This is a genomic window from Criblamydia sequanensis CRIB-18, assembly GCF_000750955.1.
Classification (GTDB): Bacteria; Chlamydiota; Chlamydiia; order Chlamydiales; family Criblamydiaceae; genus Criblamydia; species Criblamydia sequanensis.
Map to the genome: position 1 here is coordinate 161,690 of NZ_CCEJ010000005.1, position 24,667 is coordinate 186,356.

The 24,667-nt window shown below is 39.9% G+C and carries 14 protein-coding genes; 4 read left to right on the forward strand and 10 right to left on the reverse strand.

The features are described 5' to 3' along the window. Positions 1-26: 26 nt before the first annotated feature. On the reverse strand, positions 27-395 hold the full coding sequence (locus tag CSEC_RS06665; protein ID WP_041017666.1) for a DUF1304 domain-containing protein: 369 nt from the start codon (positions 393-395) through the stop codon (positions 27-29). A gap of 124 nt (positions 396-519) precedes the next feature. Between CSEC_RS06665 and CSEC_RS06670 the strand changes: the two genes are divergently transcribed. Together CSEC_RS06670 and CSEC_RS06675 are read left to right on the forward strand one after the other, a co-directional pair. Then, a complete protein-coding gene (locus CSEC_RS06670) occupies positions 520-1,140 on the forward strand; it encodes a type IV toxin-antitoxin system AbiEi family antitoxin domain-containing protein (protein WP_053331857.1) in 621 nt (206 codons plus the stop codon). Then, positions 1,137-1,985 (forward strand): nucleotidyl transferase AbiEii/AbiGii toxin family protein, encoded by an 849-nt coding sequence (locus CSEC_RS06675; RefSeq protein ID WP_041017667.1) that lies wholly within the window; start codon positions 1,137-1,139, stop codon positions 1,983-1,985. Before CSEC_RS06670 ends, CSEC_RS06675 begins: the two co-directional genes overlap by 4 nt. A gap of 50 nt (positions 1,986-2,035) precedes the next feature. Here CSEC_RS06675 and CSEC_RS06680 read toward each other — a convergent pair whose 3' ends face one another. From CSEC_RS06680 to CSEC_RS06695, 4 genes are read right to left on the reverse strand one after another with little or no spacing between them, the layout of a single operon-like run. Further along, positions 2,036-4,936 carry a hypothetical protein gene (locus CSEC_RS06680; protein ID WP_041017668.1) on the reverse strand — a complete coding sequence of 967 codons (2,901 nt, stop codon included), beginning with the start codon at positions 4,934-4,936 and terminating at the stop codon, positions 2,036-2,038. Between the two features lie 34 nt (positions 4,937-4,970). Next, on the reverse strand, positions 4,971-9,287 hold the full coding sequence (locus CSEC_RS06685) for a hypothetical protein (RefSeq protein WP_041017669.1): 4,317 nt from the start codon (positions 9,285-9,287) through the stop codon (positions 4,971-4,973). A gap of 42 nt (positions 9,288-9,329) precedes the next feature. Beyond that, positions 9,330-10,016: a hypothetical protein gene (locus tag CSEC_RS06690; RefSeq protein WP_041017670.1), complete on the reverse strand. Its 687-nt coding sequence runs from the start codon at positions 10,014-10,016 to the stop codon at positions 9,330-9,332. Between the two features lie 4 nt (positions 10,017-10,020). Further along, entirely contained in the window at positions 10,021-14,034 is a 4,014-nt protein-coding gene (locus CSEC_RS06695; protein ID WP_041017671.1) for a hypothetical protein, read from the reverse strand. Between the two features lie 366 nt (positions 14,035-14,400). On the opposite strand from CSEC_RS06695, the gene typA reads away from it, so the two are divergent. Next, on the forward strand, positions 14,401-16,221 hold the full coding sequence (gene typA, locus CSEC_RS06700) for a translational GTPase TypA (protein WP_041017672.1): 1,821 nt from the start codon (positions 14,401-14,403) through the stop codon (positions 16,219-16,221). 28 nt (positions 16,222-16,249) lie between these two features. Here typA and CSEC_RS06705 read toward each other — a convergent pair whose 3' ends face one another. From CSEC_RS06705 to CSEC_RS06715, 3 genes are all read right to left on the reverse strand, one after another. Continuing rightward, positions 16,250-17,296, reverse strand: a complete 1,047-nt coding sequence (locus CSEC_RS06705; RefSeq protein ID WP_041017673.1) for a glycosyltransferase — start codon at positions 17,294-17,296, stop codon at positions 16,250-16,252. Between the two features lie 61 nt (positions 17,297-17,357). Next, on the reverse strand, positions 17,358-18,494 hold the full coding sequence (locus tag CSEC_RS06710) for a glycosyltransferase (protein ID WP_041017674.1): 1,137 nt from the start codon (positions 18,492-18,494) through the stop codon (positions 17,358-17,360). Positions 18,495-18,512: 18 nt separating this feature from the next. Further along, a complete protein-coding gene (locus CSEC_RS06715) occupies positions 18,513-20,588 on the reverse strand; it encodes a tetratricopeptide repeat protein (protein WP_041017675.1) in 2,076 nt (691 codons plus the stop codon). Between the two features lie 370 nt (positions 20,589-20,958). Here CSEC_RS06715 and CSEC_RS06720 point away from each other — a divergent pair, with 370 nt between their 5' ends. Beyond that, a complete protein-coding gene (locus CSEC_RS06720; RefSeq protein ID WP_053331858.1) occupies positions 20,959-22,194 on the forward strand; it encodes an SH3 domain-containing protein in 1,236 nt (411 codons plus the stop codon). A 46-nt stretch (positions 22,195-22,240) separates the two neighbouring features. On the opposite strand, the gene CSEC_RS06725 is transcribed toward CSEC_RS06720, so the two are convergent. Then, the gene (locus CSEC_RS06725; protein WP_041017676.1) at positions 22,241-22,525 is read right to left on the reverse strand and encodes a hypothetical protein; all 285 of its coding nucleotides are present in this window, start codon (positions 22,523-22,525) and stop codon (positions 22,241-22,243) included. 151 nt (positions 22,526-22,676) lie between these two features. Then, positions 22,677-24,602: a SulP family inorganic anion transporter gene (locus CSEC_RS06730; protein ID WP_053331859.1), complete on the reverse strand. Its 1,926-nt coding sequence runs from the start codon at positions 24,600-24,602 to the stop codon at positions 22,677-22,679. Positions 24,603-24,667 lie beyond the last annotated feature (65 nt).

Here is a 24,667-nt window from a genome sequence, read left to right on the forward strand (position 1 = left end):
AAGTTTATCTCTTATTCTTGTCAAATTTAGATGTTTAGCTGTCTTAAAAACAGGGCGATTAAAGCCGGGAGCCCTTGAATTAAAAGAATGGATTTTTCTTTGGTTGTGATTGAGCCATAAATTCCGGCGATACTTACACACCCTAAAAGAAAAATTTGCACTTGCCGCTTAGACGTCGGGTCTTCTAAAAATAAACTCCCTAAAAGGCCAAAAGCTAAAAAACCGTTATATAGACCTTGATTTTTCGCTAAAACAGCTGTGATGGCTGCTTTTTCCTCACTCATTTTAAAGGTTTTTCGCCCATATGCGGTTTTCCAGAGGAACATTTCGAGACCCATAATGTAAAGGTGAAGAACCCCAATGATTCCTATTAAAACTTGAGTAATTACGCTCATAAATCAGCCAGAAACTCCAATATTTTTGGATTTTTTAGAAATAATTTTAGATTATTTTAACAAAATATCCAAATTAATTGGAGTTTTTGGTAAATTTATATAAAGGCCCTCAAAAGGAAAAAATATGACTTACCCGCTTCAATCCTTTGAAACCGCTTATATCTCGGCTCAAAACCTTATGCCGCTTCTTAAAGACTATACAAATCCAAGAGATTATATTTTTCGTTTAGTCAAAAGCGGAAAACTTATAAGGCTTAAAAATGGTTTTTATATTATCGCTGAAAAAATTGAAAATGCTTTCGTCCCTTATGAGCAAATTGCCAATCTTCTTTATGGGCCTTCTTATATTAGTTTTGAGTGGGCGCTTTCTTACTATGGAATAATTCCTGAAGGAGTTTATGTTGTTACTTCAGTATCCGCAACAAAATCCAAGAGCTACAATACCCCTATTGGCACCTTTGATTACATTTATTTAAGTCATAATAGGTACGCTATTGGAATTGATCAAAAAGAAAACGCAGCCGGAAATTTTTTGATTGCCACGCCGGAAAAGGCGCTTGCGGATCTTGTAAACTTAAAAGGAAAGAAATTATCGGGAAAAGATCTACTTACCGATTTAGTCGAAGGCAGAAGAATAGACCCCGACGAGCTAAAAAAACTAAATAAACAGCATCTCTCTGACATAGCCGAGAAATACCGATCCCAATCTGTCAAAGAGTTAATTCACATATTAGGGTACTTATGAAACAATTACTTAAGCCTTATCAAGCCATTAAAATCAGTGAACAGACCAAAATCCGCGAAATATTGCAGCAAACGGCTCTTCTTGGTCTTCAAAGACATGGCTTTTTTGAAAAAGCCGCTTTTTATGGAGGAACGGCTTTAAGGATTTTGTATGGCCTTGATCGGTTTAGTGAAGATTTAGATTTTACATTACTTAAACCCGATCCGAATTTTGACTTTAGTATTTATCTTGAAGGGATGCGGAAAGAACTAGCCGGTTTTGGCTATCAGATGGATGTCAATGTCAAAACAAAAAATATAGACACTTGCGTTGTTTCAGCGTTTATGAAAATGAATACCATTGAGTACTACTTATCCATCAACGAAGAAAAGAAAACAAAATCGATTAACCATAATGAGAAGATACAAATTAAACTGGAAGTCGATACCGATCCGCCCCTTGACTTTCGCATCGAAAACCGCATCGTCCTCTCCCCTGTATCTTTCTATGTACTTACTTTAAATAAAATGGATTTATTTGCGGGTAAGATGCACGCCATTCTTTATCGAGCCTGGAAAGGAAGGGTTAAAGGTCGGGATTGGTATGACTTGATTTGGTACATCAGCAATCAAGTCCCCCTTGGACTTAGATATTTGGAAAGCCGGATGAAGCAAACAGAGGTGCTATCGTTAGACGATCGCCTTACAAAAGAAAAGGTTCTTTCTCTATTAAAACAAAAGATAGATGAGATTGACTGGAATAGCGCTAAAGCAGATATGCGCCCTTTTATAGCAGACCCTGAGCGTTTAGATATTTGGTCTCCTCAATTTTTTCATGATCTTATAGAAGCCATGAAAGTTGAGTGATAAGGGATGCCCGGCTTAAAAACTTAAGCCGGGCAATCAAGAAATCAAGATTAACCTTGAATGTCGATGCTCTTCTTGCTGCCCGGTTGATCATGGCTATACATGAGTCCTGTCCAAACGGAATAGATAAGAGTATTTCCCGGGTCTCGCATCAAGTCTACAAAAGCAGAAAGTTCTTTTGTGGTCATAACACCGCTTCTGACAGTTCCGCTTAATATCTCCTTCGCATTATCAAGGTTAGTATGCAGCACTTCAAGGTTTCTTTGAATAGAGTTCAGTAGAGAATCCCGATCGGAGATAATTTCAGCATTGACTCGGCTAGCTAAAACGTTAGCCCTATCTCCGCCAAGCGAGTTACTGACAAGGCCTGTGATATGCTGTCTTAAAGCTTCTCCAACCGAGGCTTGATCAAGATAAGGTCCGCCTACATTGAAAAGTCCAATAGAGCCGCCTCCAATGCCGAGATCGACACCTGCTGCCATTCTTCCGGCTAGCCCCCTATCCAAATTAAAGCTTCCGATCAGCTTGTCCCGGATTAAGGCTCTTAAGCCAAGAACTGTTCCAACCCCTCCGACTTCTTGTTTAATGGCTTCCCGAAGCGCGTCGACGAAAAGGTTTATTTCAGCTTCGTGAATCCCTCTTTTTAAAAGATTGCCTTCAAGAGAAGAAATCAGGGTATTTTGATTTAGAAGCGCAACATTTGTAGCTTCTTGGCTTAAAGAGTTAATGGCTCCAAAAGCTGCAGCGGCAGCATCTCCTATGTCGTAGCCTCTATTGACAAGAGATCGAATGATGGCAGTTCTTATATCTCTTAGAGTAATATCGCGTCTCTTAATATCATTTGTGACAGCCTCTCTAACAATCTGATCTTTAACAATATTATCGGCGATTATATTGCTTTTAATTTGAGAGCGGTTGATGTCTTCTTGATATCTGAAATCATTTTCAATGCTTTCTTTTAAAATTGAATTTTCAAGCTGTCTTTTAGCTTCCAATTCTTTTGCGACATCGCTTGCAATGTCATCCGGATTCGCCACTTGATCTAAAAGAGCTTTTTTAATGTCGTCTTGAGAGATGGCATTTTGAAGTAAAGATTGCGATAGCTGATCTTGGCTTACGTTTTGCTGATCTAAAAGTCCAAGCACTTCAAGAGTTGTTTGGAAAGCTAAATCTCTTGCCGCGGTGGTATCAAACCCGGCTTCTTCAAGAGCTTTAGTTAATGCGGTTAAAAAGCCATTCGGGCCTTCTCCTGCATTTGCAAGAGCAGACCTTATCGTTTCGCCGGCAGTTGACCTGTCAAGGCCAGCTCCAACAAGCAGTCCGGTGGCTAAGGAACTTGTAAATCCATTTCCGACAAGCTCTGTAAAAGTCGGTGGGGATAAAACATTACTTCCAAGAGCTTGAACCCCTGGAAGCAAACTTAAAAGCTGGGCTGCAAGCCCGGGTGTTCCAAGAGCTACATTTAACTGCAGAAGAGAGACTAAACCTAAACTTACCCCAATTCCTGCGGCAAATGAGCCTGCAAGATTAGAAATCTTATCTTGGGATAGATTTCCAAGGGCCGGGTCTGCTTTTAACGATTGCAAGACCGTTTCATGAAGAATTTCACCATTGATTAGATTGCGTATTTCATTCGCAAAAGATAGTGAAAAGACTACATTTACAGCAGCTTCATCGATTCCAATATAAGGCAGAAGTGAAAGGGAGGGTAAAGAACCTGCTAAAAAGGCAACTGTTGGTCCGGCTGAATTTAAAGAAGCCGATTGGGCTAGGACTAACGAATCCGCTCTTAAGCTATCAAAAGTTCTTGATGAAAGAGGAATTTGAAGCCCTTTCATCGCAGAATCCCATAAAGCTTGGGAAAGAATCAAATCCAATGTTTTAAAAAGCCCAAGGGCTGTTGCCGCATAGCCGACGCTTGGCGCTTCGCTTGGGGTTTGCGATTCTCCGGGGACTGCAGGGTCTCCTCCAAGCCTTGCTAAAATGGCTTTCCCCCTATTGGTGGCTTTAAAAAACTCTTTGTCCAAGTCGGCATTTTTCAGTTTATCAGAGAAGTTTTGAAGAAAGATCATCCCATTTTGATAAGTCGCCACAAAAGCATCAAAGTAAGCTTTATCATCAGGAGGGGGGTTATTCAAGACAGGAGCTAATGCAATCGGGGCTCTTAAAGGGATAGCCGTCCCTTGAGCCGGTGGAAAAGGAGGCAAGCCAGGCATATAATCCCTTAAAGGCAGCGGGTCTTGTTTTTCAAAGGGCGGAAACCCAAATTGCGCTCTTGTTTGGTTAACGATATCAATATTTGCGTTATTGGCAGCTATTTGCGCATTATAAGCTGTGATAGCTGCGTTAATAGCATCAATGTTTACGTTTTGAGATGCTGCAAAAGCTGTATAATCGGCATAAGCTTGAGCTAAAACTGCATCGTTTAAATAATTTAGGCTTAATGGATCATAATAATCAGCAATTGCTTGGTTTAAAGCTGCAATAGCGCTATTCTCAGTAGGCGGAAGACCGCCATCTACTGTCGAATTGTACTGAGTAATTTCGAGGTTGATTTCAGTTGTTTCCAAGCCCCGTTTCTTCATAACAGCCTCTTGAACTCGAACAGCATTATAAACTTGGGCTGACAAGGCTCTAAGGTCGCTTGCTCGTTGTACGAGCATTTGATAAAACTTTTTACTTGCCTCGCTTTCTTTAGACTCAGAGCTATAAAGCTGATTTCGTAAAAGATCTATGGATTCATTGATAGCTCTTGCATAAGAGGCAATACTTGGAAATCCGCTTGAAACATCGCTCGGATCAAGGGTTTGGCTGATTACTAACAATGGGAAGGAGGGCAAGGGGTAAAACGCCCCTCCCGGCTGAAACTGATCGGAAAGAGGCCCGCTTGTCGGAGGTTCCTCAAAGTAGTAATACTGGGTGTTGCCAACGCCAGATGATGGTCCAGACATATATTTCACCCTTTTTTATTATTAATTATTAATATTAAACACTTACTCCACCCGACCACTTGCCTTCAAGCGTTTGTTTTCCTCTCGAGGAATTCTTAAGAGTGTACACAAGCGAGTTTGTCGGCTCAAATAATCGATTTAAGACAATTAGGGATTCCATCGTCGGATGAATAAATCCTTTTAAGTCTTTTGCAAAAGCCCTTTTTTGCATTTCAAGGCTTGCATTATTGGCATCTTCCGGAATGAATTCTTCATAGCCGTTGATAATTTCCTGAAGCAACGAATCTTGGTTTGGAAGTTTTTTGCCTTGGTTCTTAGTGTCGATGCCAAACAATATTAAAATCAGTTTAGAGGCGGACTTTTCCGCCTTTTCTTTATCTACAATCTTTTCATACTGTTCTTGGGCTAAAGAATAAAGCTCATTTGCAATCCCTTGAACAGTTGACGCTTGGCCTTCTTTAGAAAGCACGTTGAAATCAGAAAATGCTCTTGCAAATCCAAAGGAAGTGTTTTCAATTTCATTTTTTGCAAGATCGTAATTAATTAAGCTCCAAGCGTTTATGGTGTCTAAAACAGCTTTCTTAAAGACGCTTTCAGATTCGAAAATAAAAGTTGATCTCGAAAGAGAAGCAGCAAGGTCTATTGCAGCGTAAGGAGCTTTTTGACTATCGAATCCGCATTCGATCAATATTTTTAAAAGCGATTCTTTAAGAACCTCAAGTCGAATATTTGGTGTCACCAAGAGATTATTGACAAGGGATAAGACTCTATCGTTTGTCAAAGCCGGCTCTTTTTTTATCTTGGATGCCTCACCTTTTAACACAGTAAAAAAAGCTTCTTTTAAGATATTTCTAAAACTTGCCTCTGAATCCATTTTTTGAGCTGAGAGAAGCGTTTCATGAGCTACCTTCCAAGATAGGCTTTCAGAATAAGCTTTGCTTATCCCCTTTTTCTGCATTAAAAAGTTTAAGGCTTTCTTTAAAGCGCTTTCTTGCAAATTAAATTGCTCCTTAGCGTCAAATATAAACTTTGAATCTTCATAAGATTCATAAAGCGGAATTTGCTGGATAAAAAGGTTAATCATGATTTGCATGCTCACCTTAAAGGCCTCCTCCTTAGAAAAGCCTTGCTCCAAAAGTTCTTTTTCAATTTGATTTTTTAAGAATCTCTTATCCCAAATTATTTGAGGTGTTCCAAGGAAGGAAACTTCTTTTGCCCTTTCAAATTTTAACCCCCCGTAGAGGACTAAAATCTTTTCAATAGCCTCTTTAAGTAAAGCCTCGCTTAAAAAAACAAAAGGCTCTTCTTTTAGGTGCAGAAAGACTAGGTCAGCTACTTTTTCGTCCGCTTGATCTTGCAGCCCTTGAATTAAAACCTTTTTCATCTCATCTATTTGAAGAAGATGAGAAGGATCCATTCCTTCTACTAAATTTTCGATATCGAAATAATTTAAAGCGCTCGGATTCATTAAAAGGATTGTTAAGTTAGAGGCCGAAATTTCTTCTAAAGAGGTCTCATTGTCGTAAATAAGAGAGGCTTTCATGCTGTCTGAATACTTTTCCGCTTCTTTAGCAAAGCCGACAGCTTTAAAAATCGTTTTAAAATTAGTTTTTCCCCCTTCATCACCCCATAATTTTGCAAGATCCAGCTCTCCTACTTTTTTTTGAGCCTCGGCTCGATTCATTCCAAGATGCAGAAGAGCTTCAAACAAAGCATATTTAAAATTTAGAGGGCTTTCAAAAGAAGCTGGCAAACTCATTGCAATGCTCGAGGCCTTTTCGCTTAAGCCGTCCTCTTCAGTTCCGATTAAATCAAAAATTATTTTTTTTAAGGGGGCTTGGCTTGCAGCCAAGGTAAGAGAAGCAAAACCCGCAATTTTATCCGCCTTATCGTTTATGATGAGAAGTTTATCCCTTAAGGTCGTTTTTAAGCCTAATTTTAATGCTTCTGTAAAAGATATTGGACTAATATCCCCTTTTAAAAGTGTTTTGATGGCTTCGGCAAGAGATCGCATCGCCTGCGATGTGATCTCTAAAATATTTTCTATATTTATATCCAACCCATGTTTTTTATAAGCGATTCCTTTATCGATAGCTTTAAGAATCCGGTTTCCGGCCCCTTCTTCTTGAGAAATTGAGGGATAGGAATAAAGTATCTCTTGAATGAGCAACATCCATTTTGAAAGGTCTGCTTGAGACACATTTCTCTCTTGCAAACCGCTTTCAATATTGCTTAAGAAAAGCTTGTATTCGGAATCTACAGCTTCCTTTGCAAAGTCATTAAGCTTCCCGTTTTTAAAATAAGCTATATAGGAGTTTGCTAATCGAAAGGCTTCATCGCTTGTCTTAAGTTTTAGCAGTTCTTGAAAAAGCCTGTCTTTTAAGGTGCTTAACAGCACTCGTTTTTTAAAGTTGAATTCCTTGAAAATGGCTTCTAGGGGTTTTTCTAGCTCTTTCACCTCTTCTTCCGTGAAGTAAGAAAGAGCCTCCTCGTCAATTAAATAAGAAAACCCCTTTGACTCAATGAGCGGCCAGTAAAAGGAAAGGTCCTCATCTTCCCTTACAAGGGGTACAAAAGGGTTTTTTCTTTGGATGAACGAAGATATATTAAAAGCGATTTTTAAAGCATGCAGCTTAGGCAGCCCTTCAAGCTGCAAGTGGCTTGAAAGAGATCTTGTATACTCGACTAAAGAATTATAAGGGCCAAGCGAAAGGGAGAGATCAATCAGCTTATCTGCAAGGTTTATAGCTCTATCTTCTTCAAGACCTAGGGTTATTAACTCTTCAGATAAAAGATTTTTTATTTCAAGTTTAATGGCTGTTTCTTCTAGTAAATCCATCAAATCGTAAGGGGATTCTTTAGAAAGAGGCTTATTCTCTCCTGTAAGAAGCGAGCTTATCTGTTTCGTAAACCCTTTGGATTTTAAAGCATAGGAGACTGCCATAAAAGCTGAAATTGAAAGGGAACTTACTAACACTTGTTTTATCTTCTTAAAGAATTTTTCCTTTTCCTGCTCGCTATAAGTTACAAAAAATTCATTAAAAACCTCTCTAATTTCTTCACTTAGATAAGGCGCTTTAATTATTTCAAGAATCATGGACGCAAAAGATGTAGCTGACGCTAAATAGATGGCATTATTCTGACCCTCCTTTATCTCGTTTACAGGATTTAAGAAACTTAAAGCATGGGGCGCCCCAAGCAAACCGGCATAAAAAAGTAAAGAGAGAGCAAATAACTTAAATTTTAAAGCAATGGTTTCTTTGTCGAGATTTTTCTCTTCTTTTAAGAAGTTCTCGAGAGTATTTAGCAAAGGGACGCTTTGGTTGACGTAGATATTAACATAATTGGATAATGCCAAATGGTTAAGAGCCATAAGAGACGATTCATTGGGAGGCTCTCCCAAAGCAAAGGAAAAGGAATCTCTTAAAACATTTAAATTTTCAAGGGATGAACTTAACGTTATAATCGATAGCTTGGATAAAAAATAGGGAGAGGTAAAAAATGTGTCTAATGGATTTTCATGAACTGCAAGGCTCTCTAGAGTAGGAATTTCTTCACGATTTAAATAATGAGCAGGGGAAAGTTCCTCATTTTCAACAATCTTCATTTTTTGAACCAATGGGAGGGATTGAAAATTAGGATTTGCTCCGAGCCTTAATTCCTCTCTGAAGCGGTTTAGATCTTTTAATTCTTCGTTTAGTTCTTTAACTGTTCTATTAAAATAGGAAATGGAATCGTTAATCTGATCGATTAGAGCGTTTCTTTTAACGGCAAAAAGATTGTATTCTTCGATTATTTTTTTTAATTGAGGGCTTGGAATTCGATCTTTAGCATCAAAAGCATTTATAAGCTTAAGACGCATCCTTTCTTCAGATTCAGGCCTCATATTATAAAGAGCGATATCTTTATTATAAGCTTTTATAGAAGGAGCAAGTTTCTTTAATTCCCTATTAAAGCTCTCTATCAGTTGCAGATATCCTTTAGCTTCCTTTCTGACTTTTTGGAAAAAGATATTTAAGAATGAAATTTTGGCAGGGATTTCCTTTAAGAGGGACTGATAGTTAGGATTAACAGCGGGCCTTGTTTTAGATAAGTTATCTAAAAAAGCCTCTTCTGTAATCGTCTTTTCTTCAGCCGCTTCTTTTAAAAAAGTCCATTTTTTTAACTCGGCTTCCTTAATGCGTTTTAGTTCTTCCTCTCTCGAATCGATCTCTAGACTATCGGATGAACTGATTTTATTAGTTAAGGGAACTTTCTCTTTTTTTAAATCCGGGCCATCCGTTTTTTTAGCCGAGCGAGGAAAAAAATGGCCTTCAAGCCAAAAATCAAGGTAATTGTCCTTATCGCCCATTCTTTTATGCCAAACTCCTTTTTGTTATCCTGTGAAGCACTCCTATATTTGAATCGGTATATTCAAGCCTTCTTCGCTTCCGCCAATATTGGATATCAAGGCATCATGCACGGTGCTTAAGAGCTTGTTTCCATTGGCTAAAAGTGCTTCATTTAAAACAAAAGCATCTAAATCAGGCCTTGCTTGTTCTGCAAGGGACTGTATTAAAGTTTCCTTCATAAGCTCTTCAATTTCTCCAATTGAAGTGTCTTTTTTTATCTGCAAAAGGGATTGAATTTGCTCTGCCATCTGGAAAAGAAGGGCTTTTGGCTTTTCTTTTCCAAAATTCTTTTCATCTTCTTCCGTCCCGATCAAAAGCGAGACAAATTCTTCAGCCTTGGCTTTTCCTTTCTCTGATCCGAAAATCAATGCAAAAGATGTTATTGCAGATTCTGTTAACCTCTCTCTTAATGTGGATAAATTCATAACCTCATTTTGGATTTCTGATTTTAGAGGGTCTTGCGCTTTTCCCATGGCAAGCCCAACTTCCACTTTTTGCGCAAGAGACTCCGCCGCTTCTTTGGACATGTTTTTATTATTTTGAAAAGCTTTCGCAAGCGCTTTTTTAAATGCTTCTTTTGAAATAAAAGCTTCCGAGTCTTGAAAAACTTCGAAAGCGGTTTGCCTTGCAAAATCTTCTTTTGTCATTTCGTTAAAATCAGCTTTGCCTTTTTTTGTCGGAGTTGCCATCAATTTACGCCCCCGCATATAAAATTGCTTGTTTTAAAACTTCTAAACGGATGGCATCGCTAATTTGCAAGCCATAAGCTATTTTCTCTGCGCCATCGACATCCAAAGATCCTATATTGGATAAAATCGCATCCCTGAATACCTCCCTAAAAGATTGATCGCTTTCAAAACTTAAGGGGTTGGTTAAAACAGAAAGGGCTATTTGTTTAGCCGCTTGATTTCTAAGATCCGGGTCTTCGATTAATTTGCCGCTTAATAAACTCGCTAAAATATAATTAGTGATTTCAGTTCCACCTAAGCTTTGTGCTAAAGCAAGAAGCTGTACGACATTTTCAGAAGCTGTTCCTTCAATTCCAGGATTTCCTAGAGGAAAAAAGGTTTCAGATAGTTTAATAGAGATCAAATCAGCTTCTTTTGGATCTAATCCATTTGCAATGAGCGTCGCTTTTAAATTGGTTCGGATGTCATCCCTGTTAACTAAATTATCAAGAACTAGAGAGAACGCAATTTCTTTTGCTGTACTTTCATCCAATCCGAGCTTTGCAAAGAGAATATCGCTTAATATTTCTTTAAAAGAAGCTTCCCCTTGGTAAGCTTGAGGATTAGATAGCAATAAAAAAATCACTTGTTTAACTAGCTGGTCTGCTTCTGTCTCGGAATACTTCCCGCTATTTAAAAGAGCGGTTTTTAGCTCATTTTGTATGATCGCAACGGTGATAAATTGCTCTAGGGATAGATCATTTGCAATTCCAAGGCTTGCTGCAAGAGGCAACCCGTTTGCAAATAAGTAGCTTTGCAAGGCTAATTTAAATCCATCCTCCGGAGAAGATGAATTATTAAAAATAGTATCCAGGGCAAGGCTTGCTAAAAGTTTTACAAAATTAGCATCCCCGACTCCATTTTTAAGGAAAGCTTCTGTCAACTGCTCTTTTAGAGTTTCTTTTTGGAAAAGAGAGTTTAGCGTAATATTTGCAGCCACATCCCTTGCGGTTGCCATATCCACATCTAACGTTAAAGCAGCAGCAGTTATGATTGCTTTTCTAAGGGCTGTATCTGAAGAAAGCGAATCAGGAATACGCAGGGCTAAATTAATAATTGTCTCAGCTGCAATTTTAGCGCTTAGCTCATCCCTTGCAAAGCCCCCTTCAAAGAGCTTTTCTGTTAAAGCGGTTGATAAAGGACCTCTTTTAAAGATATCGTCTAAAATTAAACTTGAAGCAATAGAGTTTGCGGTTGCCGAATCAAAAAGCAAGCCGGCAACAAGAATTTTTGAAATCGCATCACTAAAAGATCGCTGTAATGATCCAAGGCCTAATTCCCCGCTTGAAAAATCGTCTTTTATAGTCGAAGCAATCTCTTTGGCAAGCTCTCTTGGTATTCCGTTATTGACAAGGGCTCTTGTCAGTAAATTCTCAGCATTAGATGTTATTCCATGTACGTCTTTGGCCAATTCTTTTGCGATATTCAATGCTTCCCTTGGCGAGAGATTTAATCCTGAAGAAACTAAAGCATTGGTTAAAGAGCCTCTAATCAACTCGGTAGAAGAGAGGACCGCAGGATTGATAAAAAGGGCACCTGCAATGGCGCCGGCAGATTTTAAACTATCCTCTAAAGAATAGCCTTTCGCAACAAGAGCTTGAGCTACAGCTTTTTCAACAAGCCCCTGTCTGCCAGCGCCTGCCAGAATCAAGCCAAGCGCTGCATTGCTTGAGAAATTAGCCCCGCTTAATGCTGCAGGATTTGTTAAAGCAGCTTGTATAATACCCTCGATAAGTTTGTTTGCAACCGATTGATTAAAGCCGCCTGAAACTAGGCTTAAAGCGATAAGTCCTCTTATTGTATTTAAAACCGGATTATTTAAGCTCAAAGCTAATGAAAACGCTTCGCCATTTTTAATCATCTTAACAAAATTGTTAGCCATCCTCCAGGCTTTAGAATGAGAAACCCCTTGGGAAACTAAATCTGAAACCATAGCGCTTCTGACTTCTCTTAAAGTTGATGAAGAAGCAAGACTTTTATTTGAGAGAAGAGCATCAACTGTCTTTGAATAATTTCCGGCAAGCGCTGGCTCAAGTCCTGTCAATACCTGATTTACAGCCGCGTTTGTTAAGAAAAGTTCCCGGCTTATCAGCCCAAGAAAAAGAGATGCATCCAGGAAAGATCCGGAAAGTGAAGTCTTCGGATTTGCAGCAAGTAACGAAGCTGTAAAATCGATGGCTAAACTTTTAGCAAAAGCGGAATTGCCAATCCCGAGTAACTTTAACTGGTTTGCTAACGTGGTTGTGAACTCGCGCGCGCTTGGAAAAGGCCCTAAAGCAAGAGTGCTCGCGATTGCTTTTCCTGTTAATCGAAGAGCTGAACCTTCTTGCAACCCTTTTCCGATGAGTGCGCTTGCAATAAACGCCTGGCCTAAAGCCCCCGCCACCCGGTTATTTAAAAGAGAATTAAAGGTGGACTTGGGAAGAAGGCCGCTTAGTCCTGCAAATTGAAGCGCAAGGCCGGTTAATTGAGAAGCAAGTCCAGGCAATCCAAGGGCAATCCCTGCGCTCAAAAAGGCGCTGCTTAAGATAGAGGATTGAAGGGCTTTTGTAAGCTCCTTTGCAAGTCTTCTTTTTTGGCCGAAAGAGAGGTTCTTTAAAGCGGGATCGCTATTAATGGAATTCAAGATGGACCTACGAATGCCGCTTCTTGAAGTTGAAAATCGGATCCTTCCAAGGAAAGCTGCAGTCAGTGCCATATTCATTCCTGCCGCATTTAACCCAAGTCTTGAAAGCCGATCTCCTAGTAGGGATAAAGCGGGAAGAGTCGAGGCGAATAAAGCCGATCTTGCAAGAAGCGCTATAGATGAAAGTTGAAGAGCTGCTTCAAAGCCCTTGGAAATATTTTGTCCAAGACCAAGAGAAATGGAGTTTAATAAAGCGGAAGAGAGAACCCGTCTCATAATGGATTCAACAAAAGGAGAACCCATTGGAAATTGAGATTTGCCGCTAAGATCCGCTCCAAGCGCCCCCGTTGCAAGCTGCATTAACATGATGCTTGGCAAGCTTTGAAGGAGTTTACGAAGAGTAAAGCGCTCAAACCCATTTAAGGAAAGACTCACATCTAGAGTTCTTGTATACTCGCGGATAAAACCTATGACCGAGTCATGAACCGGCCAGTAGAATTGTCTCATCAAGTCAGCAGTTGATGTACTCGGCATTTTAATTAAATCCGGAGGTTTTGCTAGCAGCTGAGGCAAAGCCACCGATTGGCCAAGAACCGCTTCTTGAAGAACCCCTCCTTGATAGGGTTTTGCTTTCTCGAGAAGAGGGAGAGAGGGCATCCCGGCTGTTGACCGACTAGAATTCAGGTCCTGAATTCTAGCATTATTAGAGTCTATTTCCGCATTAAAGAGAGCCACTGCATTATTATAGGCGTCCACTTCGCCTTGCCTTGCCTGTCGAAACTGATCATAGTTATTTTTTGCAAGTTCAAGTTTTGCGGCATTCTGATAATCAGGACTATCAGGATTATTAAAATTAGCGACGGCTTGATTATAATCTTTAGCAGCCTGTTTTGCGGCAGCTTGCCCTTGATAAACGACTTGGCTTAACTGATTGATTGCGTCGATTTGGCTGTTTAATGTGCTGGAAATATCCTTCATGCTTTGGCCAATATCAAAAATTCTTGAACCAAGCATTTTCAGAAGTTGCAGTTCGTAGGAAATCCTGAAAGAGACGCCTTTATTAAAGATAGTATCCTTAATTTCGCTTTCTTCTTGAGTCTCTTTAGCCTTATCAAGAATAGTCTGAACAATCTTTGAAAACTCGGCAATCGAGATAGGGCCGTCATTAAAACCTGCCGAACTTGTCGCTATGCTTCCGGCTTGCCAGGGGCTTATCGTATCACTTGTTATCGAGGGAGTCACTTGTGTCACTGGCGGTGTGTCGCTCGGCTGCCCGGAGATCGGTATATTAGTCGGAGATGGACCGCTTTCTTTACCGAATTGAAAAGGCGATCCCTGATTAAAATTAAGCATTCTGAACGCTCCTTATTTCACTATCGAAGATTCGTTCAATCAGCCTTTTTATTCACTTAAAGTCATCACTTTTCACTTGGGCTTAAATAAAAAGGCTTGTGAATTATTCCTTTTTTTCAAAAAGCGTTAAGATTTCCTCTTTTAAAAGAAAAAAATATCTCGAGATGAGAGAAAATCCTCTATTTTTATTATACAGACTTTATTGTTAAAATTCATCCAATTAACGCCTAATTTCTGTGATAACACCCCCTTTTTGATTGAATAAATTTTAAAAAATTTATAAAATCTTTTTATCTTTCACGATTTTTTTTCAAAAAAGACAAAAAACATTTCCATTGTCAAAAATTAATTATTTCTAGGTGAAACATGCCTCTACCTCAAAAAATACGTAATGTTGCCATTATTGCTCACATTGACCACGGCAAAACGACATTATTAGACAGCCTTCTTAATCAGTCCAAACTCTTCCGTGATAACCAAGACATGGGTGAGAGAATGATGGATTCCTACGACCAAGAAAAAGAGCGAGGCATCACCATCTTCGCAAAACACACCTCTCTTCCCTTCGATGATTATAAAATCAATATCATCGATACCCCTGGACACGCGGACTTTTCCGGTGAAGTCGAGAGGATTTTAGGGATGGTCAATTCCGTCCTTTTACTTGTTGATGCGCAAGAAGGCCCCATGCCGCAGACCCGATTTGTCTTGTCAAAAGCCTTGCAAATGGGATTAAGGCCGATTGTTGTTGTTAACAAAGTAGACAGGCCTCACGCAGACCCGGATAGGGTATTAAATGAAACTTTTGATCTTTTTACAGAGCTTGGCGCAACCGATGAGCAACTAGACTTTAAATTCTGTTATGCCTCGGGCCTTACCGGCTTTGCTAAAAAGCACCTGGAAGATGCGTCAATAGATATGAGGCCTCTTTTTGAACTGATTGTAGAAGCAGTTCCGGCGCCTCAAGGTGACCCCTCACATCCCTTTTTAATGCAAGCTTTAACCATCAGTTATGATGATTTCGTTGGAAGACAAGCCTGCGGTAGAATTCTTGATGGAACTGTAAAAAAAGGGCAGAATCTTGCTTTGACAAATGTTTCCGGAAAACCTATTTTCTTTTCAGTGACCCGCATACAGAGCCATCTTGGCCTTAATAAGGTAGAACTTGATGAAGCTTCAGCCGGCGATATTGTGATTATCTCCGGAATGCCGGATGTAACAATCGGCGACACTCTATCCGATGCAAAAGAGGTGGTTCAGCTCCCCCCGATCAATATCGGAGAGCCTACTTTATCTGTTGAAATATCAGTTAATAATAGCCCCTTTGTCGGAAAAAGCGGAAAGAACGTGACCATGAATAAGATTCGTGACCGTTTAGAAAAAGAAAAGAAGGCTAATATCTCCTTGAAAATTGAAACGGACGCGAATGACAACGATCGCATAACTGTCTCAGGCAGAGGCGAATTACACCTTGCTGTTTTAATTGAAGCCATGAGACGTGAAAGTTTTGAATTTAGCGTCTCAAAACCTCGCGTGATTACACAAGAAATTGACGGGGTTAAGCATGAGCCGATTGAAAAGGTTTACGTAGAAGTGCCTGAAGTTTATTCAGGCCAAGTCATCGAGGAGCTCTCCCGTAAAAAAGGAGAGATGCAGCATCTTAGCACAACCGAGCATGGCATCACAAAAATGGAGTTTCTAATTCCGACAAGAGGTTTGATGGGCTACCGGAATGACTTTTTAACGGTAACAAGAGGTCTTGGCATCTTAACTTCAATTTTCGAAGGTTATGCTCCTTGGAAAGGCCCGCTAAAGGGACGTCTTAGAGGAGTTATGATTTCAGGCTGCGCCGGCAAAACAAACGGCTTCGCCTGCTTTAACTTGCAAGAGAGAGGCACCCTCTTTGTAAAACCTGGCGATGAAGTCTATGAAGGCATGATAGTCGGTGAAAATAGCCGGGATAATGACCTAATTGTCAACGTGACAAAAGCAAAGCAGCTTACTAACGTTCGAGCTTCAGGTTCTGATGAAAACATTATTTTAACCCCGCCTCTTCAAATGACTTTAGAGCAAGCCATCAACTACATTGAAGATGATGAATTAGTTGAGGTCACCCCCTCTGAAATCCGTTTAAGAAAACGAGTCTTAAATGAAACGGATAGAAAGCGAAAAGAGCGCGGTCTATAATACTTCTTTAAGCCTTAACCCTTGAGGGTTAAGGCTTATTTAAACGATCCCAGACTTCTGTTAGAAGAATTTTATGGACATTAATATCGCTTTTTTTTGCGTTCTCAAGTCCTTTTAAGCGCATCTCATCAGGATAGGGCTTTGATAAAATTTCAGGCAGCTCCTCCACTGTTTTAAATAAGAAGCCTGCTCCTCCAAGATAGTCTAAAAGAGCTTCCTTTCGCCCGGGCATTTCCTGCAAGCAAACTCCAATCCCCGAGCTTTGCGCTTCAGCAACCGCCATGGGAAGACCGATCGTATTTAAGGAGGGATCCCCTGTATATACTAGCCAGTCGTGGGCTCTATAAACAGCCGGCATTTCCCGATATTCAACAGAAGTGATCGTTTTTACAGGACGGCCTTTGGACTCGTTATATGCTACAAGTTTGTCTTTTTCATAACCCATGACATACAAATTGAATTCATTGCCGCTCCCTTGCATAAGGCTTGCCAAATCTATAAAACCCTTATAATTTTTTTTATCCAGGGCGGCCCCGACATTCATGATTTTATGCTTGGTTGCAGGTTTCTCGGGATTATAAAAAATTTTGCAGTTAACTACAGGCCAAGAAGAAAAAAGCTTGTCTTCCGGGATGCCAAGATTTAAAAGGCGCTCTTTAAAGTCAGGAAAGCAAAGGACGCGAAGACAATAAGGAGAATGTGTGATCTTAGCTAGATAGGCTAGTTTTTCTTGCTTGGGCTTTAAGATATCGAAAGAGTGGGTTCTTAAAGTATAGGGAACTCTAAGCTGTCTTGCCATGCCTTCAAGAACTTCAATTTGATGAAAATAATGCGAATGCATGATATGAGGCTTAAAAGCTAAAGCTTTTGCCAGAAACTGGTCGGGACGTTCGATAAACTCGTAAGGGTGAGGGTCTTTTCTTAAAAGGTTTGGCCTCTTCCAAGTTAAAATCTTGATGTCATAGTCGTTTTTAAGACTTTCAACCTCTTCATGGACATAAGTTTGCGATAACTGGGGGTATTCCTGAATCAGATAAAGCACGCGCAGCTTTTCGTCTTTTTTAGAAGGTTCCATGCCGAATCCTTTTTCTTAAGAAAAAATCAAAAGCCGGATAATTTGTCAACGGGGGTGGCAATCAGGAGCTTAGTAACTCTTGTAGCTTTTTGAGCGTATTTAGACCCCCTGTCAACTGTATTGAGCTAGTTGAAGAAGGCTTATTTAAGGCTTCGAGTATTAAACTTTTTAATCTCTCTTCACTTAAGTCATTTGCAAGAACTTCTGAAACAAGGCCTTTTGCTTTTAATTTTCTCACTCTTTCAATCTGGTCATCTTGACTTGGATGCGGATAAACAAGGGCTTTGACTCTTGTTTGGAGAACATCGCTTATGGTTCCAGCTCCCCCGAAACTAATCGATAGGGCGCTTTCTTTTAATTTATCAATAAATCTGGATGTAAAGGGTGATAAAATCACATTTTTTTCTTTTATAGCCCTTTCTTCAATTTCTTTTTTAAGAGAATCTTGAATTTTTGGACCTATTACAAAATGAAAGTCGTAATCTTTTAAAAGCGGCGCCGTTTTTAAGAGAAGGCGGATAAATTCATCTCCATAAGTGCCGGTCCCCATGCTAACGATAATTTGATTACTATTTTTTCTCTCTCTTTTAGCTTCCAAGGGGTCTACAACAACACCTGTAAAATAGATTTTTTTTCTGAATTTTAAAAAAAGATCAAGAAGATCAAAAGGAGGGGTGGCTTCAGGGTCTATGTGAACAAAAATAAAGTCAAAAACGTTTTGAAGCAAAGCTTCTGTATTTTGTATTAGCCCCTGCGGGATTTTCTTCTCTCCCCTAAAAGAACAAGTGATTAAACAAGAGGGATTTTTACTTTTAATTGTGTGGATAAGAAAGAGAATTTCGCTCTGAAGCCCAATCCTTCCAAAGGGAAAGTGTTCGCATATGAAAAAGTCATATTTTTTAGTGATGTTTTTTTTTATGTATTCTTTCCTTAATAATCGGATTTCCTGCTCGCTTTTTTCATTTCTTGGATCTTGCAAAGGGGCTCCATCGCAAGGCATAGTTAAGGGAGGAAGTTCGAGCAATGTGAAATTGGGAGATTCAGGCATTGGCAGAAGAGGCAAACTGCCTAGAAGATAATCAATTTTAAAGGAGCTTAGAAGCCATTTTGAAAGATAGAGGCTTCTTTGCAAATGGCCAAGTCCAAGCGGGGATGTATTGTAAAAAAGCCCTCTTGGCAAAGCTTTTTCATTTTCCATCTTAAGCCCTCAAAATTTTTAAGCTGAATCTTTAAAAAATCGGGAAAGTAAAAATCTAAATTCTTGTGAAGATCTTAAGTTGCAAAGCCAATCATCATGCATAATATCTTCAATAGGGGGCAAAGCCCTTGCTTGAATGGCTTTTTCAATATAATGAAGGGATTCAAGCAGATTCCCTTTAATGGAATGAACGCAAGCTAGCGTATAGTAAGCTCCTTCATTGCCAAGATAGGCGGAGGTTTGTAATTTTTGCTCTGCAATATTCATGAGCCATTGATTTTCCTCAAGCTTAATCGGATCTTTCGTGAGCTCTGCGTATGCTACGATAAGGGCTCCAAGATCCCCCCAAGCCATTTCATCCTCTGGATCTTCCAAAAGAATCTGCTCAAATACATCCCAGGCTTCTTTTAAGCAATCGGCATCCGAGAGCATCTCCCCTAAATGAAATAAAGAATGGGCAAGGCCTATTCGAGCAGGCGTGTATGAGGGCTCTTCTTTGATGATGTGGCTGAAGAATTTTACTGCCTTCTCAAGCTGCATCGGATCTTCAATTAAATCGCCGAGAATTTGTATGGCGGAAGCATAATTGAAAAGGGTGTCCATAAACAGGGGCGATAAGAAAGTATGTTCTTGCAAGATAAGCGATTTTTCAATTTTTCCAACTGCAAGCTCAGCTGATACCTTATCGCGTTTTAGTTCTGCATGCCTTAAAAGGGCTATCCCATAATCGAGCCAAAATTGAGCCGGCAAAGTTAAAGGGTATTCGCATAACCTTGCAAAATGCCTAATGCTGCACTCAAGGTATTCGCTTTCTATTTTATGATCTGCCATTTCCATGTAGCAAAGAGCTATTCCATAATGGAAGACATGGAATGAGGGATCGACTCTTAACCCATGGTGGTATTTTTCAATGGCTTTAACAAAAAAGTTAATGTCGTGAAAGTAGCGCCCTTGCTCTGTAAAGCAGCGTCCGTAAAAGTACCATGTTTCCGCTCTTTCACTATCTAAGCTTAAACTTCTTTGGATCTTCTCTTCAGCTTCTTTTAATATCTCAAATTGCTCTTCTTGCGCTCCAAGATTCATCAAAGCTTCGCCAAGCCTTAGCAATGTTTCAGGGTTATTAGGCTCGCAGACATCTGCAAGCTCAAACTTTTCAATGGCGCTATGTAATTTGTCGGCATCTCTTGTCACTTTGGCAGAGAGAAGCTCTAGGCTGCCCCAAAAAAGCCATAAGGTTAAATTATTGGAATCAAGCTCGGATGCTTTTTGAAAGGCTTTTTCGGCTTCGTCATAGTCCTCATCCGAAAAGGAATTTTCATATAGCTTCATGCTAGAGCATGCTAAGTTTAGCCAGCAAGCCATCTGATTCGGCTTTAACTTGAGGGATTGCCTATAGGAATATTTGGCTTCTTTAAAATAATCTAATTGCCCGATAAGGGTGCCTTGCTCAGCTAAAATATTGCCATAGTCATTCCAGAAATCGGATGAGTTCCCTTTAAAACAGGAGGCTGCTCTTAACTTTAATAACGCTTGATTATAGTCGCAAGGCTCCCCGCTTAATTTAGCTTTCCGGTAAAGGGATAGCCCCCATTTATAGAAAAGGGCAGTCTCTTTATCCTCATCGAATTTGAGATCACGACACATTTTTAAAGCGGTTTCAAATTTCTTTTGAGCTTCATGAAAAAGTTTTGGATCTTGGCAAAGTTCTGAAAAAATCGTTTCGGCAAAAGCCGAAAAGACCCAGGCTTCATAAAAATTAGGGTCGAGTGTCAATGCTTTTTGATAATAGCGGCAAGCTGACTTTAAATTTCTAAGACTTTTCCCCATTTCTATATAGGAATTGCCAAGTTTAAAGAAAATTTTCGCACTATTCGGGGCAGCTTTTGCAGCTAATTTGAAATTTTTTGAAGCGGCAGTCTGATCGCCTTTTGCCGCTAAGTCATTTCCTTGCAAAACAAAAAGGATCGCTAAAAGCTCCTTTTCATTGAAGCTCATCCCCTTCCAGCTTTCAGGTTCGCGGAAAGAGTCCAGGCTGCTAAATTGCTTTTCGCTTAAGATTTTTTCAAAAAGGTTTAAATAAGGAGTTTTTTCCATGAGCCAATCAGTGCAAGGTTGATTAGTATTAGCGTCTTATGAATTATTACTTATCATAAAGAAAAGTTTATTTAAATTAAAGGAAAGCCATAACGTTTCTAAAAAGCTTTTAGTTTTTTAAGCTTGCAGATTCTGATTTTGAAAGGAAAAGCCTATGGCCTAACCATTTCAAGAACATTACTATTTTTGTGTTGTTTAATTGTTCCAAGCACACTAAGGCAAGAGTGCTTGTTTTAAAACGTCAAAAATCTTAATATGACCCCTTATTGTTTTGGTTTACCCGAGAAGACGTTCTTTAATGAATCCAAATTTCGAGGTAACTAATTTATTTAAAAGCTCTCGCAATCAATGACATGAAATGGAGTCGATCATGAGAAACCGGTCTCTTCGAATCTTAGCCTCTCTCGCTTTTTATCTACCACTAACCAGCTCGCTTCAGGGTGCTTTGGATACGCAAACTAACACCCAATCAAATTTGCAAATGCAAAAACAGGCGAAACTACCTTTTTCTCCTTTTACAGGTAAGGTAACCAAAAATAAAGTCCGCATTCGTCTCTCCCCGCAGCTTGACAGTTCTATCGTTAAAGAACTATCTCAGGGAGACCTCGTCTTGGTAAACGGGGAAGAGGAAGATTTTTACGCCATTAAACCTCCTGAAAATACCAAAGGCTACATCTTTAGGACTTTTGTTTTGGATGGCGTAATTGAAGGGAACCGTGTGAACGTCAGACTTGACCCGAGCACTGAAAGTCCGGTTATTGCCCAATTGACTTCAGGCGATAAAGTAACTGGCAAGGTCAGCCCTTTGAATAATAAATGGTACGAAATTAAGCTTCCTGAGACAGCGCAATTTTTTGTAAGCCGCGATTACATTCAAAAAGTTGGCGATGCTAATTTAATGGCGACTTTGCAAAGAAAGCAAGTGGAAGTCAACTCCCGCCTTGAGAAAGCCTACCTTGATGGCAAAGAAGCTTTAAAAGGGCCTTTTCCGGATATCAGCTACAGCTTAATCTCCAACCAATATGACTCTATCATCCGCGATTTTCCGGAATTTGAAGAGCAAAAGGCTAGAGCGAAAGAACTTTTTGCAGGATTTAAGGACGAATATTTGAAAAAGAAGATAGAATATCTTGAGTCCCACTCTGATTCTATACGACATGCAGAAGACCTGAAAAAAGAAAAAAGCCACCTCGAAGTAAAGCTTAAAGAGCAAGAAAAGAGGCTTCAGGAACTTCAACAAAAAGTCACTTATGACGCTTTCTCTAATAACAGCAGCAGCACCATTCCTTTATGGGTTCCTGTAGAACAAGGGTATTATGCCGCATGGGCTGAAAGAAATGGACACGGGCCTATGTCTTCTTTTTATAGAGAAGAGTTGGATCGCGCCATCGAACTTAAAGGAACGATTGAGCCTTATACCCGTAATGTAAAAAATAAGCCTGGGGATTATCTTCTTGTGAGCTCAAACGGCAGACCCATAGCGTTCCTCTATAGTACGCTTGTGAATTTGCAAGATTATGTAGGGACGGAAGTTTCTATAAAAGCCGCTTCAAGACCGAATTTCGATTTCGCCTTCCCTGCCTATTTTGTGTTGGGAGCTCAATAACACTTTTAAGAAATTCCCGGCAAACCGGGAATTTCTTTATGTCTATCTATTCCAATTCTTTTTTAGAGACCGGCGCATCATCAAGGACAAGCTCTATTCCCCCGACATGCGGGGCGATTAGATTATAGATCCAGCAATATATCGCAGTGCAAAGATACGAGAAAATGAGATAAAAGATAGGAATACCGAAAAAGAAGCTCGTATCCCCCTCCCCGAAGAAAAGACCAAAAAGAGCGATAGGAATGCAAAAAAGGGCTGAGATCACAAAAGCTACAAGGGCAGTTACTTTGCTCGCCGCATGAATTGGAATTTTCCGAATTTGTTTTCGCATGTTTGACCTTTATCAAGAAAATAAATAACTTGTTCATACAAAAGGGCGTTTTCCACCCCTAATTTTAATTAACCTTATTTGGATTTTTAACTCAAGCGTTAGCCATTTCGATTGTTAAAAAAAAGGTTTGTAACGACAAGAAGATTTTTTACTAAAGGTTTAAAAGATCGGGCGTTAAAGATTCTTTTTCACCTTCCTTAACCGGAGATGCAATCGATTCTATAGGGACGATATTTTGACCTTTTTCTTGGTTTAAAGCCTGATCTTCCTCAACAAGTTTATTAGCCCTTTGCCAAGCGAGCTGAGTATGGCGATTGGGGTACCTTGGGTCAAAAGGAAAAAGATTTTCCTCGCCCATTTCATAGCCGATGCCGGAATCTACAAACACCTCGAGGACGCCCGGCATCATTCCGCAAGCGACAAGATGGTGACCTTTGCTGATTAGGTAGTCATTTAATTGCTTTAAAGCAAGACACGCGGTTGCATCCATATCCCGGGCATTTTTAAGCTGCAAAATAAGAACGCAAGGGCCCTTGCCTTTATGGGCAAACGCTCTAAGGGTCGTTTGAAAAAGCTCTGCGGCGCCAAAAAATAACTCCCCTTCCACTTTGATTAAACGGATAGATTTTTGTTCGAGGGCATCTCTTGCGTCAATAGATTGTAAAACGCCTTTTTCATCCACAGAGAATTCGCTTAACTGCGGCATCGCCGCTTTTTTTAAATAAAGGGTAATTGAAATAATCACACCAATATAAAAAGCCACATCCAGACTAAACAAAAGACATGAAATAAAAGTTACCCATAAAACAAAAGCATCCGAACTTGTCGCTTTTAAGCATAACTTTAACTGCTTGATGTCAACAATTTTAAACGCGGTAACAACAAGTAAAGCCGCTAACGCCGGCAAAGGAATTTCTGAAATGAACTTATCAAAAATAAATACGATGGCCCCTGCCTGCAGTGCCCCGAATAAAGCTGCAAATCTTGTGACAGCTCCGGCCTCATAATTTAGAACGCTTCTTGAAGGGCTGCCGGACACCGGAAGGGCCGCTAAACTGCAGGAAACAAGATTTCCCAAAGAAACCCCGAGCACTTCTTGGTTTACAGATAACTTCTGCCCTGAGCTTGCAGCAATAGCTTTTGCAACAGCTGTCGACTCTAAGATACTAAGAAGGGCAACTGCAAAAGCGAATGGGAGAAGCTCGTTAAGAATTTTAATATGAAAGTAAGGAAATGCCAAAACAGGGCTTGCCGAAAGAATCATGCCGTTATCTCCGACAAGGGGCACTAAGGCGGCTTCTTCTTCGGTTAAGGGATCTATGATCCCGAAAAAACCCGTAAAAGCCATTTTCTTTTCGCTCCACAAAATAAAGCTGACAAGGGCAAGCATGAGAGCCCCGGCCGGAAGCCGCTTATCCCATTTCTTTATAAAAATAAGAATAAAAAGACTTAAGCAGCTCGTCGTTATGGCAGGGACTTCTGTCTTTCCTAAATTTGCGATGACATCCAATAACTTTTCATAAACCGCATAAGCATGGATGGAAGGCGATATCCCTAAAAAAACATAAAGCTGGGTTACAACAATGGCCACGGCCACACCAAGAAGATACCCGACAATAACAGAGTGGCTTACAAAATGCGTAAGCCGGCCGAGCTTGCAAAAAGCAAAAGTTGCTTGAATAAACGCTACAAGAAGGGTTAATTGGGTGAGGATATTTAAGGCCATTATCTCCTTATCAATCCCTGTAAGTTCTCTATAATGGGTATAAAGGACTGCAGATAAACCTGACTGAATAAGCATAGCGATGGCGTTGCTTGGGCCAACGACTAAATGTCTTGAAGAGCCGAAAAGGGAGGCAATAAAAGCTGAAAAAATCGCTGCGAAAAGACCTGATGAAAGCGGCAAACCGGTCACAAAAGCAAAAGCCATTGTCTGCGGAACCGTTAGAAAAGCTACAGTTAAGCCTGCTTGAAAATCTTTCTTTAGCGTCTTTAAACTCAAACTTGTCAGATCTTCTCTTAACCCGCTAAAAGCTAAATCATCAAAGTAATGATCGAAATAATGATTGATATGCATAGTCAACCTTGCTCTCGATAGAACAAATATTCTCGGTATGTGTAGGATTTTTATGAGACTTCTTT

What these genes read in the sequence shown, in the direction of transcription:
- CSEC_RS06665 (WP_041017666.1), bottom strand. Translation starts at nt 395, where the DNA reads ATGAGCGTAATTACTCAAGTTTTAATAGGAATCATTGGGGTTCTTCAC.
- CSEC_RS06670 (WP_053331857.1), top strand. Translation starts at nt 520, where the DNA reads ATGACTTACCCGCTTCAATCCTTTGAAACCGCTTATATCTCGGCTCAA.
- CSEC_RS06675 (WP_041017667.1), top strand. Translation starts at nt 1,137, where the DNA reads ATGAAACAATTACTTAAGCCTTATCAAGCCATTAAAATCAGTGAACAG.
- CSEC_RS06680 (WP_041017668.1), bottom strand. Translation starts at nt 4,936, where the DNA reads ATGTCTGGACCATCATCTGGCGTTGGCAACACCCAGTATTACTACTTT.
- CSEC_RS06685 (WP_041017669.1), bottom strand. Translation starts at nt 9,287, where the DNA reads ATGGGCGATAAGGACAATTACCTTGATTTTTGGCTTGAAGGCCATTTT.
- CSEC_RS06690 (WP_041017670.1), bottom strand. Translation starts at nt 10,016, where the DNA reads ATGGCAACTCCGACAAAAAAAGGCAAAGCTGATTTTAACGAAATGACA.
- CSEC_RS06695 (WP_041017671.1), bottom strand. Translation starts at nt 14,034, where the DNA reads ATGCTTAATTTTAATCAGGGATCGCCTTTTCAATTCGGTAAAGAAAGC.
- typA (WP_041017672.1), top strand. Translation starts at nt 14,401, where the DNA reads ATGCCTCTACCTCAAAAAATACGTAATGTTGCCATTATTGCTCACATT.
- CSEC_RS06705 (WP_041017673.1), bottom strand. Translation starts at nt 17,296, where the DNA reads ATGGAACCTTCTAAAAAAGACGAAAAGCTGCGCGTGCTTTATCTGATT.
- CSEC_RS06710 (WP_041017674.1), bottom strand. Translation starts at nt 18,494, where the DNA reads ATGGAAAATGAAAAAGCTTTGCCAAGAGGGCTTTTTTACAATACATCC.
- CSEC_RS06715 (WP_041017675.1), bottom strand. Translation starts at nt 20,588, where the DNA reads ATGGAAAAAACTCCTTATTTAAACCTTTTTGAAAAAATCTTAAGCGAA.
- CSEC_RS06720 (WP_053331858.1), top strand. Translation starts at nt 20,959, where the DNA reads ATGAGAAACCGGTCTCTTCGAATCTTAGCCTCTCTCGCTTTTTATCTA.
- CSEC_RS06725 (WP_041017676.1), bottom strand. Translation starts at nt 22,525, where the DNA reads ATGCGAAAACAAATTCGGAAAATTCCAATTCATGCGGCGAGCAAAGTA.
- CSEC_RS06730 (WP_053331859.1), bottom strand. Translation starts at nt 24,602, where the DNA reads ATGCATATCAATCATTATTTCGATCATTACTTTGATGATTTAGCTTTT.